Here is a 13,897-nt window from a genome sequence, read left to right as displayed (position 1 = left end):
GCGGACGCGAGGCGCTCTATGCGCGGAGGGGAACCGGCGGACGAGAGGCCTTCAAGGTGAGCGACATTCCGGGCGGCAAGCGCGTGCTCCTGATCGTCGGCGGCGGCGTGGCGGCCTACAAGGCCCTGGAGCTGACCCGCCTGCTGCGCAAGGCCGGGATCGGCGTGCGGCCGATCCTGACCAAGGCCGGCGCCGAGTTCGTCACCCCGCTGTCGCTGGCGGCGCTGAGCGAAGACAAGGTCTATGACGACCTGTTCTCGCTGACCGACGAGGCCGAGATGGGCCACATCCAGCTGTCGCGCTCGGCCGACCTGGTGGTGGTCGCCCCCGCCACCGCCGACCTGATCGCCAAGGCCGCCAATGGCCTGGCCGGCGACCTGGCCTCGACCACCCTGCTGGCCACCGACAAGCCGGTGCTGATGGCGCCGGCCATGAACGTGCGCATGTGGCTGCACCCGGCCGTGCAGCGCAACGTCGCCACGCTGAAGGCCGACGGCGTCTCGTTCGTCGGACCCGACGAGGGGGCCATGGCCTGCGGCGAGTTCGGTCCCGGACGCCTGGCCGAACCGCCGGAGATCTTCGAGGCCATCGTCGCCATGCTGCAAGGCCCGGCGGCGCGGCCGCTGGCCGGCAAGCACGCCCTGGTCACCGCCGGCCCGACGTTCGAGGCGATCGACCCGGTGCGCGGCATCACCAACCGCTCCAGCGGCCGCCAGGGCTACGCCATCGCCGAAGCCCTGGCCCGCCTGGGCGCGCGCGTCACCCTGGTCAGCGGGCCCGTGGCCCTGCCCACCCCGCCGGGCGTGACCCGCGTCGATGTCGAGAGCGCCCGCCAGATGCTGGCCGCCTGCGAGGCCGCCCTGCCGGCCGACGTCGGCGTCTTCGTGGCCGCCGTCGCCGACTGGCGGGTCGACGAGGTGTTCGGCTCCAAGCTGAAGAAGGACAAGGGCGGCCCGCCGGCCCTGACCTTCGTCGAGAACCCCGACATCCTGGCGACCCTGGCGGCCTCCGGCCCCGATCGCCCCAAGCTGGTCGTCGGCTTCGCGGCCGAGACCGACGACGTCGAGGCCCATGCCCGCGCCAAGCTGGCGCGCAAGGGCTGCGACTGGATCATCGCCAACGACGTCACCCAGCCGGGCGTCATGGGCGGAACCGAGAACGCGGTCCTGCTGATCGCCAAGGACCACACCGAACGCTGGGAGCGCGCGTCCAAGGACGCCGTCGCCCAGGCCATCGCCCAACGCATCGCGGAAGCTCTATGACCACCACGCCCCATATCCCCGTCGTCCAGCTCGCCCACGCCCACGGCCTGCCGCTGCCCGCCTACGAGACGGTCGGCGCCGCCGGCATGGACCTGCGCGCCGCCGTCGAGGAGGACGCGCCCCTGACGCTGAAGCCGGGCGCCCGCTTCATGGTCCCGACCGGCCTGGCCTTCGCCGTGCCGCAGGGCTTCGAGGCCCAGGTGCGGCCGCGCTCGGGGTTGGCGGCCAAGGCGGGGATCACCTGCCTGAACTCGCCCGGCACCATCGACAGCGACTATCGCGGCGAAGTGAAGGTGATCCTGGCCAACCTGGGCGCCGAAGACTTCGTCATCCGCCGCGGCGACCGCATCGCCCAGCTGGTGATCGCCCCGGTGGTGCAGGCGGCCTGGAGCCTGGTGGCCGCCCTGGACGACACCGATCGCGGCGCCGGCGGCTTCGGCTCGACCGGCGGCCGTTGAGGCCTTCGGCTCTTCGCCTTTCTCGCCGACCCGGTGGGAAAGGCGGAAGACCGCCGCGCCCCTCTACCGCGTTCCCAAACCCACCAGCAGGTAGCCGCCAAAGCCGGCCGTGAAGGCGGCAGCCGCCAGCCACAGGATGGGACGGATCAGGGGCAGGGGACGAGGGGCTTCCATCGGGGCGTCCTGGCTCGGCCGAAAGCTCGGCCATGCTTGCAATACGCGCGATCCCGTCCCCCGGTTGCGACCGTGCGCCGTTCCTTATCTCACGATTCCCGCTTAGCGCGCATAGATCGAAACATCCCTGAAAAGGCGATTTCGATCCAAATGCATCCGCAAGTAATCAGTATACGGATTAATATCCCTGGACTCGCCTGAGCGAGTCTATCTCTGCGGCGAGATGACGCAGCATCGTGTCGCTTCTTTTCAGAACAGCGATTTCACAGGCCAAAACAATCGGGAATGACGCCCAACGGACGTCATTCGTGCTCATGAATAACTTCCATTAATTCTATCGAGCGAAACTCTTCCCAATTCTATCCTGGGAAGTTCTCGAGATGCTCAGCAACCTCAAGGTGGCGCACAAGCTGGTGGTCGCCTTCGCCATCCTGGTGGCGGCCGTGGCCGGCGCCGGCCTCCTGGCCTGGAACGGCCTGTCGTCGATCCAGCGCGTCACCGCCCTGAACGCCGAGAGCTACGCCTACCGGGCCACGGTCGAGAAGGCCTCTGCCGAACTGGTCGAGCAGCAGAACGCCGCGCGCGGCTTCGTCGCCAGCCTCGATCCCTCGTTCATCAAGAAATACGAGGACTTCCAGGCCAGGTACGACGAGGCGCACCAGACCCTGAGCGCCGGCGCCGAGCAGGAGGAGCAGAAGGCGCGCCTGGCCCAGCTGGACCAGGCCGTGGGCGTGTTCCGCGCCGAGACCCGCGCCCAGATCGCCGCCGCCCAGGATCCGGCCCAGCTGGACGCCGCCCGCCTCGACATCGGCAAGAGCGGCCGCCTGACCAACGTCCGCAAGGCGCTGAAGACGATCGATGAGGCCGAGAGCGCCGAGCTGGCCGCCCGCATCAAGGCCCAGGACAAGGCCTTCACCGCCGCGACCCTGGCCCTGGCGCTCGGCGGCGCGGCCGCCGTGGCCATCGCCGTGCTGATGGGCTGGCTGCTGGCGCGCAGCATCGCCACGCCGGTCGACGCCATGACCACCGCCATGCGCCGCCTGGCCGGCGGCGACAACGCCGTGGCCGTGCCGGCCCTGGGCCGTCGCGACGAGATCGGGGCGATGGCCCAGGCCGTGTCGACCTTCAAGGACGCCGCCATCGAGAAGCTGCGCGTCGAGGGCGAGGCCGCCGAGCATCGCCGCCTGGCCGAAGCCGAACGCGGCGCCAACGAGGCCGAGCGCGCCGCCGGCGCCCGCGAGCAGGCCGCCGTCGTCGCCCAGGTCGGGCAGGCCCTGGAGCATCTGGCGGCCGGCGACCTGACCGCCCGCCTCGACCAGGCCTTCCCGCCCGCCTATCGCAAGCTGCAGAGCGACTTCAACGCCGCCATGGTTCAACTTCAGGAGACAATGACCACGATCAACGGCGCGGTCGGCGGCATCCGCGCCGGCTCCGGCGAGATCAGCCACGCGGCCGACGACCTGTCGCGCCGCACCGAGCAGCAGGCCGCCAGCCTGGAAGAGACCGCCGCCGCCCTCGACGAGATCACCGCCACGGTCCGTCGCGCCGCCGAGGGCGCCGGCCACGCCCGCAAGTCGGTCGACGCCGCCCGCAAGGACGCAGAGGCCGGCGGCGAGGTGGTCGAGCGCGCCGTCGCGGCGATGACCCAGATCGAGGCCTCCTCGCGCGAGATCGGCAACATCATCGGGGTGATCGACGAGATCGCCTTCCAGACCAACCTCCTGGCCCTGAACGCCGGCGTCGAAGCGGCTCGCGCCGGCGACGCGGGCAAGGGCTTCGCGGTCGTCGCCTCCGAGGTGCGGGCCCTGGCCCAGCGTTCGGCCGAGGCCGCCAAGGAGATCAAGAGCCTGATCGGGGCCTCGGGCCAGCAGGTCGACGCGGGCGTGTCCCTGGTCGGCCAGACCGGCGAGGCCCTGCGCCGCATCACCGCCGGGGTGCAGGACATCAACCGCACCGTCGCCGAGATCGCCGCCGGCGCCCAGGAACAGGCCACGGGCCTGGCCCAGGTCAATGTCGCGGTGAACCAGATGGACCAGGCCACCCAGCAGAACGCCGCCATGGTCGAGCAGTCGACCGCCGCCAGCCACTCGCTGTCCAACGAAGCCGCCGAACTGGCGCGACTGGTCAGCCGGTTCAAGGTCGGGGCGGGCGGCGCGAGCGCGGCAAGGCGGGCGGCCTGAAGTCCCTCTCCCATAGGGAGAGGGAGGGGCCCGGCGCGTAGCGGCGGGAGGGTGAGGGGTTTCACCCTCGCCACATTGCCCACGATCGTGCCGGCACGCCGGCCGGCCGCGTAACCCCTCATCCTCCCACGCCTGCGGCGCGGGCCCCTCCTTCTCCCTATGGGAGAAGGGTTTCGGTGGGGGAGGATCTCGAAAACAAAAACGCCCCGCCCGGTTTCCCGGGCGCGGCGCTGTCGTTTCAGCTCAGATCAGAGACGCGATCAGGCGCCCGGGGGCGCCGGGAAGCCGCGGTCGCGCATCAGGGCGCCGATCTTCACGTCGCGGCCGCGGAAGGCGCGGAACTGCTCGGCCGGGTCGACCGAGTTGCCGCGCGACATGATGGTCTTGATCAGGCGCTGGCCGGTGGGCTTGTCGTAGAAGCCGCCCGGGGCCTCCTGGAAGGCCTCGGCGACGTCGGCGGTCAGGGTGTCGGCCCACAGGTAGCTGTAGTAGCCGGCCGAGTAGCCGTCGCCCGAGAACACGTGACCGAACTGCGGCGTGCGGTGCCGCATGACGATCTCCTTGGGCATCTTCAGCTTGGCCAGCTCGTCGCGCTCGAAGGCGTCCGGATCGATGTCCACGTCGCCGGCCAGGTGCAGCTTCATGTCGATCAGGGCGCTGGCCAGATACTCGGTGGTGTCGAAGCCCTGGTTGAAGGTCGAGGCCTTCTTGATCTTGTCCACCAGAGCCTGCGGGATCGGCTTGCCGGTCTGATAATGGACGCAGAACTTGTTCAGCACTTCCGGCGTCGACAGCCAGTGCTCGTTCAGCTGGCTGGGGAACTCGACATAGTCGCGGGCGACGTTGGTGCCCGAGACGGTCGGATAGGTGGTGTCGGCGTTCAGGCCGTGGATGGCGTGGCCGAACTCGTGGAACAGGGTGTTGGCGTCATCCCACGAGATCAGCACCGGCTCGCCGGGCTTGCCCTGGATGAAGTTGGAGTTGTTGGAGACGATCGTGGCGATCGGCTTCTTGAAGCGCTCCTGGTTGCGGTAGGCGTTCATCCACGCGCCCGACCGCTTGCCCTGGCGGGCATAGGGGTCGAAGTACCACAGGCCCACGTGCTTGCCGTCGCGCAGCACCTCGTAGACGGTCATGGTCGGGTGGTAGACCGGAACGCCTTCGACCTTCTTGAACTCGAAGCCGTAGACCTGGCCGGCGGCCCAGAACATGCCCTCGCGCAGCTTCTCCAGCTGCATGTACGGCTTCACCTCGTTCATATCGAGGTCGTACTTCGCCTTGCGGACCTTCTCGGCGTAGAAGCGGTAGTCCCACGGCTCGATCTTGAAACCGCCGCCTTCCTTGTCGACGATAGCCTGCATCTCAGCCACGTCCTTGGCGACCTGCTCGATGGCCGGGGTCCAGACGGCTTCCATCAGGGCCATGGCCTTGTCGGGCGTCTTGGCCATGGCGTTCTCGAGGCGCCAGTGGGCGTGGGTCTGGTAGCCCAGCAGCTTGGCGCGCTCGACGCGCAGTTTCAGGATCTTGGCGATCAGGGCGTTGTTGTCGGTCGCGCCGCCGTTGTCGCCGCGGTTGACGAAGGCCTTCCAGACCTTCTCGCGGGTGGCGCGCACCGGCGAGTTGGTGAGGTAGGGGTCCACGCTCGAGCGCGTGTTGACGATGATGTGCTTGCCCGGAAGCTTGCGCTGCTCGGCGCTGGAAGCGGCCGCGCCCTTGATCGAGTCCGGCAGGCCGACCAGGTCGGCGTCGGTCAGCTCGATATAGGTCTCCTCGTCGGCCAGCAGGTTCTGGCTGAACTTGGTGAAGTAGCCGGCCAGCTCGGTGTTGATGGCCGCGACCCGGGCCTTGGCCTTGGGGTCCAGCTTGGCGCCGGCGCGCACGAAGTTGGTGTAGTAGATCCAGGTGACGCGCTGCTGCTCGGGCGTCAGCTTGGCCTTCTCGGGGCTGTTGTAGACAGCCTCGATGCGAGCGAAGAGCGCAGCGTTCTGGGTGATCTTGTCACCGAACTCGGCGAACTTGGCGTCCAGCTCGGGCTCGATGGCCTGGAACTCCGGCGAGCTCAGGTTCGAGCCCCAGATGCCGTAGTAGCAGACCACGTCGTTCAGCGTGCGGCCGCTGTCTTCCAGGGCGGCGATGGTGTTGGCGAAGGTCGGCGCGGCCTTGTTGGCGGTGATCGCGTCGATCTCGGCCTGGTTCTTGGCCATGGCCGCTTCGACGGCCGGCTTCAGGTCGGCGATCTTCATCTTGTCGAAGGCGGGAACGCCGCCGTACGGGCCGGTCCACGTAGCGAGCAAGGGGTTGGTCTCCGCGGCGAAGGAAAGGCCGGGCGCGGCGGCGCTCGCGGCGGCGGCCGCGGCGGTCGTGAGAAGGAAGGTGCGACGTTGCACGGAAGGCTCTCCGTTGAGTGTGGCCGGACCCTAGGCCAAGGTCGCGCCCCCGTCACATGACAGGACCGTAACCTTTTCGCGAAGGCCTCCCGGCGCATGGACGACGCGCGCGACCGGGTCTAATGCTCGCTGCATGACCATCGGCGTCTTCGACTCCGGCGTGGGGGGGCTGAGCGTCCACCGCGCCCTCGTGCAGCGTCTGCCCCAGGCGGACTTCGTCTATCTGGCCGACCAGGCCAACGCCCCCTATGGCGGCCGTCCCGGCGAGGAGATCGTCGACCTGACGCGGGCCGGCTGCGAGCGCCTGTTCGAGGCCGGCGCCAGCCTGGTGGTCCTGGCCTGCAACACCGCCTCGGCCATCGCCCTTCGCCGCCTGCAGCAGACCTGGCTGCCGGGCTACCGCAAGCAGCTGGGGCGCCCCATCAACATCCTGGGCATCATCGTGCCGACCATCGAGGCGGCCACCGGCCTGCCCTGGGAGCACGAGGCCGAGCGCCGCGGCGACAAGGTCGAGCAGCTGGACGTGCTGGGCGTGTTCTCGACCCAGGGCACGACCAATTCCCGCGTCTACGAGATCGAGATCGACAAGCGAAAACAGGATCTGGCGGTGTTCTCGCAACCCTGCCCGGACCTGGTGCCCATGATCGAGGCCGACGCCGGCGTGGTCGAACTGGCCAAGGCCGTCGAGGGCTATGTCCAGGCGCTGAAGACCCGCATCGGCCGCTATCCCGACCGCGCCGTGCTGGGCTGCACCCACTACGAGATCATCGCCGACATCTTCCGCGCCGCCCTGCCGGCCGGCACGCCGGTGATCCACCAGCCGGCCTCGACCGCCGACTCCCTGGAGCGCTACCTTGAACGCCATCCCGAGTACGACCCGGGAACGGGCGGCGGCCGCGTGTTCCTGACCACCGGCCAGCCCGGCCCGCAGAACGGCCTCGTCCAGAGCTTCTGGGGCGGCCCGCTGGTGTTCGAGAAGGCCTGACGCCTCCCTCGCGGAACCCAGCCCGTCATCCCGGATAGCGCTGCGCGCTTCCGGGATGACGGGCAAGAGGCGGCTTGCCTGAACGGCGCAGCTGGCGCTTCATCGCGGAACATCGTTTTCGGAGACGCGCCATGAAGCTCGCCGCCCCCGCTCTCGCCGTCCTGACCCTCCTGGCCGCCGGCGCCGCCCGCGCCGAGGTGCTGGACGCCCAGTCGAACGGCTTTGCCACCAAGCGCTCGGTTGTCGTCGCCAAGCCCGCCGCCGAGGTCTGGGCCGCGCTGGTTCAACCCGCCAAGTGGTGGAGCAGCGAGCACACCTGGTCGGGCTCGGCCGCCAACCTGTCGCTCGGCGCGGCCTCGGGAGCCTGCTTCTGCGAGAAGATGCCGAACGGCGGCTCTGTGCTGCACATGACCACGGTCAACGCCCAGCCCGGCAAGCAACTGACCCTGTTCGGCGGCCTGGGACCGCTTCAGCTGTCGGGCGCTTCCGGCCACATGATCTGGGCCCTGACCGAGAAGGACGGCAAGACCACGGTGACCTGGAGCTACGACGCCGGCGGCTACATGCGCGGCGGCCTCGACAAGATCGCGCCGATCGTCGACCAGGTGCTGGGCCAGCAGCAGGACCGCCTGAAGGCCTATGTGGAGACCGGCAAGGCCGGGTAGGGCCGGGCGCTCCATAATTCTCCGAGTATAAATCCTCCCGTCATTCCCGCCCTTGTGGCGGGAAACCCTGGTTCCGCTGACAAAGGCAGTGCAAGCGGCGTGCTCAGCACGCCGCCCCATCCGCACCTGCGACTGACAGAGAGGTTCCCGCCACAAGGGCGGGAATGACGGGGATAGGGGAAAGGCGCTAACCTTTCTGGAGTCCTCAGTGCAGCCCGCGCAGCAGGTCGATGCGGCGCATGGCCTTGCCCGGCAGCGCCGACATCCGGCCCAGAGGCAGGGCCTCGGCGACCTGGCGCACGCCCCAGGCGGCCGAGCGCACGAAGGTGGCCGGCGAAGGCGCGCCGTAGAAGCCGAACACCACGGTCTGGCGGGCGTTGGAAAGCTCGCGCTTGAAGCGGTAGTCCCCGGTGCCCAGGTCCAGCCGGTGGTAGGACCCCGCATGCATGCCCTTCAGGATGTCCTGGAACAGCAGCAGGCCGGGTGAATAGCGGTCGAACTTGGCGTTGTGGGCGATCAGCCAGCCATGGATCGTGTGCTTGCCGCGCAGGTGCAGGTGCACCGCCGCCAGTTCGTCGCCCAGGTGCAGGGTGTAGAGTCCGCCGCCGAAATCACCGTCGCGGCGCTCGAAGAGGTCGGTGACCAACTTGGTGACCCAGTCGGTCTTGAAGAGGTCGGTCTGGCCGGTGGCCAGGAGCTGCTCGCGCTTCCAGGCGATCAGCTGATCGAAATCGGCGCGACTGTCCGACATCGGGGTGTAGCGGCAGGGTCCGACCTCGCGTTCGGCCTTGCGGCGCTTCTTGTCGATGTCCTTGAGCACGCCCACGCCGGCGGTCTTGCGGTCGGCGGCATAGGCCTCGTAGCCGGCCGAGACGTCGACGATCCACGAGTCCGCCTGGCCGCGACCGTGCCGGGCCAGGGTCTCGTCGTCGGCCAGCATGTGGCAGAAATCCAGGCGCTGGGCCTTGAGGGCCGCCAGCAGCTGTCGCGGATCGACGGCGACGTCGGGCGCCGAAACCAGGGCCTGATAGTCGCACATCGGCGCGCCGGCGGGCATGGCCACGCCGGCCTTGATGCGCGCGGGCAGGAAGGCCAGGGCCTGACCACCCTCGTCGCGAATGACGGCCACCTTCACGCGCTCGCCCTTGTCGCCCTGGGCGACGGCGACCGCCTTGGCCCATTCGGGCGACAGGAACGGAGAATCCAGGCGTGGCTGCAGCGTCTGCAGGGCGGTCCAGCGGGCGCTGTCCTCCGGCGTGAGCTGCAGGGCCTCGACGACGTCGATCTTCACGGGCGCCCCCCGAGCGCTGATCCGAGCCTCCAGAAGGCCAGCTCGGATCATGACGCTCAGAGATTGCAGTCCGGTTTACGGACCTTGCGTGATCAGTCCATCAGTTTGCGGGTCAGATACGTATATTCGAGCGACACCCGACGGGCGGTCTCGGCGAGGTTGGCGCTGGCGGCATGACCGCCGTCGACGTTCTCGTAGTAGAGCACCGGGTAGCCTAGGGCCTCCAGCCTGGCCGCCGCCTTGCGGGCGTGGGCCGGGTGGACGCGGTCGTCCTTGGTCGAGGTCTCGATGAACACCTCGGGATACTTCTGGCCGGCCTTGAGGTTCTGGTAGGGCGAGTATTTCTCGATCACCGCCAGGTCGGACGGGATCTGCGGATCGCCGTACTCGCCCATCCACGACGAACCCGCGCCGATCTGGCTGTAGCGGACCATGTCGAACAGCGGCACCTGGATGACGATGGCGTTGTAGAGCTCCGGACGCTGGGTCAGGGCCACGCCCATCAAGAGGCCGCCGTTCGACCCGCCCATGATCCCCAGCCGCCGGGGCGAGGTGATCTTGCGGGCGATCAGGTCCTCGGACACCGCGAAGAAGTCGTCATAGACCCGCTGGCGGTTGGCCTTCAGGCCCTGCTCGTGCCAGCTCGGACCAAACTCGCCGCCGCCACGGATGTTGGCGACCACATAGGCGCCGCCGCGCTCGAGCCACAGCTTGCCCATGGTCGGCGAATAGCCCGGCGTCATCGACGCCTGGAAGCCGCCGTAGGCATAGAGCAGGGTCGGGGTCGAGCCGTCGTACTTGGTGTTCTTCGGGCGGACCAGGAAGTACGGGATCTTGGTCCCGTCCTTCGAGGTCGCCTCGAACTGCTCGACCACGTGGGTCGAGGCGTCGAACTTGGCCGGGGCGGCCTTGACCTGGTCGAGCTTGCCGGTGGCCGCGTCGGCCAGCCAGTAGGTCGTGGGGGTGAGGTACCCGGTCACGCTGACGAAGATGCGGTCGTCCTTGTCGGACGCCGAACCCAGGCTGACCGTGGAATTGGCCGGCAGGTCCAGCTTGGTGCGGCTCCAGGCGCCGTCCTTGACGTCATAGGCATAGGCCGCGCCCTTGACGTTCTCGAACAGGGCCACGACCAGGCGATCGCGGGTGGCGTTGACGCCCTGCACCGACTCCCGGGCCGTGGGGCGCAGGATCAGCTTGGCTTTCGCCTTGGCCGGATCAGCCTTCAGCGCCGCCAGGTCGAAGGCGGCCAGATCGCCGGTCTTCAGGCCCTGCTGCGCCCAGTCCTGCTCGACGCTGAACACCAGCTGGCCCTTGACCAGGGCCTGGATCGACGACTTCAGCGGGAAGGGCAGCTTCACCGTCGTCTCGCCGACCACCAGGTGGGTCTCGGCGTTGAAGGTGTCGAGCGGGCGCAGCACGAACACCGCCCGCACCACGCCGTCGTGGTCGCGCAGGGCGTAAGGGCTGACGCCATAGCCGCCGTCGTCCTTGGCGCCGCGGTAGACTTCCTTGGCGGCCGACAGGGGCTGACCGCGTTTGACCAGCTTGACCACGTAGGGATAGCCGGACGTCGTCACCTCGCCCGGCGTCCAGTCGGTGGCGACGATCAGGGTGTCCTTGTCGATCCAGTCGAACCGGTGCTTGCCCTCGGGCAGCTCGAAGCCGCCGGCGACGAACGTCTTGGTCTTGATGTCGTACTCGCGCACGACCACCGCGTCCTTGCCGCCGTTCGACAGCGAGACCAGGCAATACCGGCTTTCCGGGGCCAGGCAGTCGCCGCCCTTCCAGACCCAGTTCTTGCCCTCGGCCTTGGCCAGGGCGTCGAGGTCGAGGATCGTCGACCAGGCCGGATCGGCTGTGCGGTAGCTGGCCAGGGTGGTGGTGCGCCAGACGCCGCGCACGTGGTCGGCGTCCTGCCAGTAGTTCCGCAGGTCGTCCTCGGCGACGAACGACACGCCGGGGATACGGTCCTTGGCGTTGACGATGGTCAGGGCCGCGTCGTGCAGGCCGGCGTATCGCGCATCGCCCTGCAGCACGGGCAGGGTGCGGTCGTTCTGGGCCTTGGCCCAGTCGAGCGCGCGCTGGCCCTCGATCTCCTCCATCCAGATGTAGGGATCATCCTTGCCGAGTTCGGCCAGCGGTGTGCGGACGGCGGCGGGCGCGGTGTCGGGAGCGGCGTGGGCGGAAACGGTCATGAGGCTCGTGGCGGCGAGTAGGGCCAGGGTCAGGTTACGCATCTAGTGATCCATCAGCTGGCGCGACAGGTAGGTGTAGTGCAGCGCCCAGCGCTTGGCGTTGGCCGCCGGGTCCGCCCCGTTGGCGTGACCGCCGTCGGTGTTCTCGTAATACATGTAGGGCTGCCCCAGGTCGGCCAGGCGGGCCGAGAACTTGCGGGCGTGACCGGGGTGCACCCGGTCGTCCTTGGTCGAGGTGGTAATGTAGGCCAGCGGGTATTTCACTCCGGCCTTCAGCTTCTGGTACGGGCTGTAGGTCGAGATCCAGGCGCGCTCTTCCGGCTTGTCCGGGTCGCCATACTCGCCGATCCACGAGGCGCCGGCCGGCAGCTTGGTGTAGCGGATCATGTCCAGCAGCGGGCTTTCCACCACCACGGCGTTCCACAGGTCGGGCCGCTGGGTCAGGGCGACGCCCATCAGCAGGCCGCCGTTCGAGCGGCCATACGCGCCCAGGTGACGCGGGCTGGTGACCTTGGTCGAGATCAGGTTCTCGGCCACGGCGAAGTAGTCGTCATAGGCCCGCTGGCGGTTGGCCTTCAGCGCCGCCTCGTGCCAGGCCGGACCGAACTCGCCGCCGCCCCGGATGTTGGCCACCGCGTACGAGCCGCCGCGCTCGAGCCACAGCTTGCCGATCAGCGGGTCGTAGACCGGCAGCTTCGACAGCTGGAAGCCGCCGTAGGCGTGCAGCAAGGTCGGGGCCGAGCCGTCGAGCTTGGCGCCCTTCTGGCTGACCAGGAAGTAGGGGACCTTGGTCCCGTCCTTGGAGACCGCTTCCTTCTGCTCGACCTGCAGCCTGGAGGCGTCGAAGCGGGCCGGCAGCGTCTTGACCGTCTCGGCGCCGGCCTTGGTGGCGTCGGCCAGCTTCAGCTGGGTCGGGGTGACGAAACCCTCGACCGTGTAGAACACCTGGTCGCCCTCGTCGGCCGTGGCGGCGATCGAGACGGCGGCGTTGTCCAGGCCCGGCAGGCCCTGGCTGCGCCAGCCGAACTCGCCGTGGTCGCTGAAGCTGCGAATGCCGCCTTTGACGTTGTCATAGATCACCGCGACCACGCGGTTGTCGGTCACCGCCACCTGGTCGATCGACTGGCGCGCGCCGGGCGCGAAGATCGTGCAGGGGTCGCAGTCGTTGCTGATGACGATGTCGTCCTTGGCTGCCGCCGGCTTGGGCAGCAGGGCCTTGGGGCTGACCGAGACCAGAGAGCCGGCCGGGAAGTTGCGGCCCAGCGACGGCATCGGCTCGTAGTTCCAGGCTTCCTCGACCGTCAGGATCAGATCGCCGCCGACCATGCCGCGGATCGACGAGCGCTCAGGGATCGGCAGCTGCGTCGCCTTGCCGGCGTCGTCGAGCAGGAAGGTCTTGGTGTGGAAAAAGTCGGTGGCGCGCTCGATCAGCACCACGCGATTGCCCTTGGCGTCGCGCAGCACGTGCGGGCGGGCGCTGACGTCGGCCTTCTCGCCGCGGAACACCTCGACGGCCTCGCTAAGCGACTGGCCGCGCTTGAGGGTCTTGACCACCATGCCATAGCCGCTGTCGGTGGTCGTGCCCGCGCCCCAGTCGCGGGTCAGGATCAGGGTGTCGGCGTCCAGCCAGTCGATGGTCTGCTTGCTCTCGGGCAGGAAGAAGCCGTCCTTGACGAAGCTCTTGGTCGCCAGATCGAACTCACGCACCTCGACGGCGTCCTTGCCGCCGTTCGACAGGTTCACCAGGCACCGGTCATGGGTCTTGGGACGGCAGTCGGCGCCCTTCCAGATCCAGTTCTTGCCTTCCGCCTTGGCCAAGGCGTCCAGGTCGATCACCGTTTCCCACTTGGGATCCGCCGAACGGTAGCTTTCCAGGCTGGTGCGTCGCCAGACGCCGCGCACGTGGTCGGCGTCCTGCCAGAAATTGAACACGCTGGTCCCGACGAAGGTCGGGGCGGCGATGCGGTCCTTGGCGGCCAGCACCTTCAGCGCCGCGTCGTGCAGGCCCTGGTAGCGCTTGTCGCCCGTCAGCACGGGCAGGGTCTTGGCGTTCTCGGCCTTGACCCAGTCCAATGACGACGGCGTCTCGACGCCTTCCAGCGCCAGGTGGGGGTCGGCGGTCTCCTGGGCGCGGGCGGGGCCGGCGGCGAGGAGGGCGAGGGCCAGGGCGGCGGGCGAAACGGAGCGGAGCGTCAGCATGGCGGGGGACGTTAATGCCATTCCCGCCGCTGGCTAGGCCATTTTTGACCTCGGCCACGACCGCGTTGCCAGCGCACGCCGCCTGTGTCCCTATGGGCCCG

General features: G+C 68.8%; 10 protein-coding genes. 5 read left to right on the top strand and 5 right to left on the bottom strand.

Going from position 1 to position 13,897, the window contains the following annotated elements:
* Positions 1 to 65 precede the first annotated feature (65 nt).
* Positions 66 to 1,262, top strand: a complete 1,197-nt coding sequence (coaBC, locus tag DDF62_RS21115; protein ID WP_244286907.1) for a bifunctional phosphopantothenoylcysteine decarboxylase/phosphopantothenate--cysteine ligase CoaBC — start codon at positions 66 to 68, stop codon at positions 1,260 to 1,262.
* Positions 1,259 to 1,720, top strand: coding sequence for a dUTP diphosphatase (dut, locus tag DDF62_RS21110; RefSeq protein WP_101720388.1), 462 nt, complete (start codon positions 1,259 to 1,261; stop codon positions 1,718 to 1,720). Before coaBC ends, dut begins: the two co-directional genes overlap by 4 nt.
* A gap of 63 nt (positions 1,721 to 1,783) precedes the next feature.
* Here the strand turns inward: dut and DDF62_RS26350 are convergent, their stop codons facing one another.
* Entirely contained in the window at positions 1,784 to 1,894 is a 111-nt protein-coding gene (locus tag DDF62_RS26350) for a hypothetical protein (protein ID WP_244286901.1), read from the bottom strand.
* A 380-nt stretch (positions 1,895 to 2,274) separates the two neighbouring features.
* Between DDF62_RS26350 and DDF62_RS21105 the strand changes: the two genes are divergently transcribed.
* Entirely contained in the window at positions 2,275 to 4,074 is a 1,800-nt protein-coding gene (locus DDF62_RS21105) for a methyl-accepting chemotaxis protein (RefSeq protein ID WP_116490925.1), read from the top strand.
* 260 nt (positions 4,075 to 4,334) lie between these two features.
* On the opposite strand, the gene DDF62_RS21100 is transcribed toward DDF62_RS21105, so the two are convergent.
* Positions 4,335 to 6,461, bottom strand: a complete 2,127-nt coding sequence (locus DDF62_RS21100) for a M3 family metallopeptidase (RefSeq protein WP_116490924.1) — start codon at positions 6,459 to 6,461, stop codon at positions 4,335 to 4,337.
* A gap of 133 nt (positions 6,462 to 6,594) precedes the next feature.
* Between DDF62_RS21100 and DDF62_RS21095 the strand changes: the two genes are divergently transcribed.
* Both DDF62_RS21095 and DDF62_RS21090 read left to right on the top strand, forming a co-directional pair.
* Positions 6,595 to 7,446, top strand: a complete 852-nt coding sequence (locus tag DDF62_RS21095; RefSeq protein ID WP_116490923.1) for a glutamate racemase — start codon at positions 6,595 to 6,597, stop codon at positions 7,444 to 7,446.
* Positions 7,447 to 7,577: 131 nt separating this feature from the next.
* Positions 7,578 to 8,111, top strand: a complete 534-nt coding sequence (locus tag DDF62_RS21090; RefSeq protein ID WP_116490922.1) for an SRPBCC family protein — start codon at positions 7,578 to 7,580, stop codon at positions 8,109 to 8,111.
* Positions 8,112 to 8,316: 205 nt separating this feature from the next.
* Here DDF62_RS21090 and DDF62_RS21085 read toward each other — a convergent pair whose 3' ends face one another.
* The 3 genes from DDF62_RS21085 to DDF62_RS21075 all read right to left on the bottom strand — a co-directional run bounded on the left by DDF62_RS21085 (position 8,317) and on the right by DDF62_RS21075 (position 13,796).
* The gene (locus DDF62_RS21085; RefSeq protein WP_116490921.1) at positions 8,317 to 9,402 is read right to left on the bottom strand and encodes a GNAT family N-acetyltransferase; all 1,086 of its coding nucleotides are present in this window, start codon (positions 9,400 to 9,402) and stop codon (positions 8,317 to 8,319) included.
* A gap of 92 nt (positions 9,403 to 9,494) precedes the next feature.
* A complete protein-coding gene (locus DDF62_RS21080; RefSeq protein WP_116490920.1) occupies positions 9,495 to 11,639 on the bottom strand; it encodes a prolyl oligopeptidase family serine peptidase in 2,145 nt (714 codons plus the stop codon).
* Complete coding sequence (locus DDF62_RS21075; protein WP_116490919.1) at positions 11,640 to 13,796, bottom strand: prolyl oligopeptidase family serine peptidase; 2,157 nt, start codon at positions 13,794 to 13,796, stop codon at positions 11,640 to 11,642.
* Positions 13,797 to 13,897: the final 101 nt, after the last annotated feature.

The sequence above is a fragment of the Caulobacter radicis genome (assembly GCF_003094615.1).
GTDB lineage: Bacteria > Pseudomonadota > Alphaproteobacteria > Caulobacterales > Caulobacteraceae > Caulobacter > Caulobacter radicis.
This window is presented reverse-complemented; position numbering and strand designations above follow the sequence as displayed.

Excerpts from the sequence above, each read along its gene's own strand:
- dut (WP_101720388.1), top strand. The coding sequence starts at position 1,259 with ATGACCACCACGCCCCATATCCCCGTCGTCCAGCTCGCCCACGCCCAC.
- DDF62_RS26350 (WP_244286901.1), bottom strand. The coding sequence starts at position 1,894 with ATGGAAGCCCCTCGTCCCCTGCCCCTGATCCGTCCCATCCTGTGGCTG.
- DDF62_RS21105 (WP_116490925.1), top strand. The coding sequence starts at position 2,275 with ATGCTCAGCAACCTCAAGGTGGCGCACAAGCTGGTGGTCGCCTTCGCC.
- DDF62_RS21095 (WP_116490923.1), top strand. The coding sequence starts at position 6,595 with ATGACCATCGGCGTCTTCGACTCCGGCGTGGGGGGGCTGAGCGTCCAC.
- DDF62_RS21090 (WP_116490922.1), top strand. The coding sequence starts at position 7,578 with ATGAAGCTCGCCGCCCCCGCTCTCGCCGTCCTGACCCTCCTGGCCGCC.
- DDF62_RS21080 (WP_116490920.1), bottom strand. The coding sequence starts at position 11,639 with ATGCGTAACCTGACCCTGGCCCTACTCGCCGCCACGAGCCTCATGACC.
- DDF62_RS21075 (WP_116490919.1), bottom strand. The coding sequence starts at position 13,796 with ATGCTGACGCTCCGCTCCGTTTCGCCCGCCGCCCTGGCCCTCGCCCTC.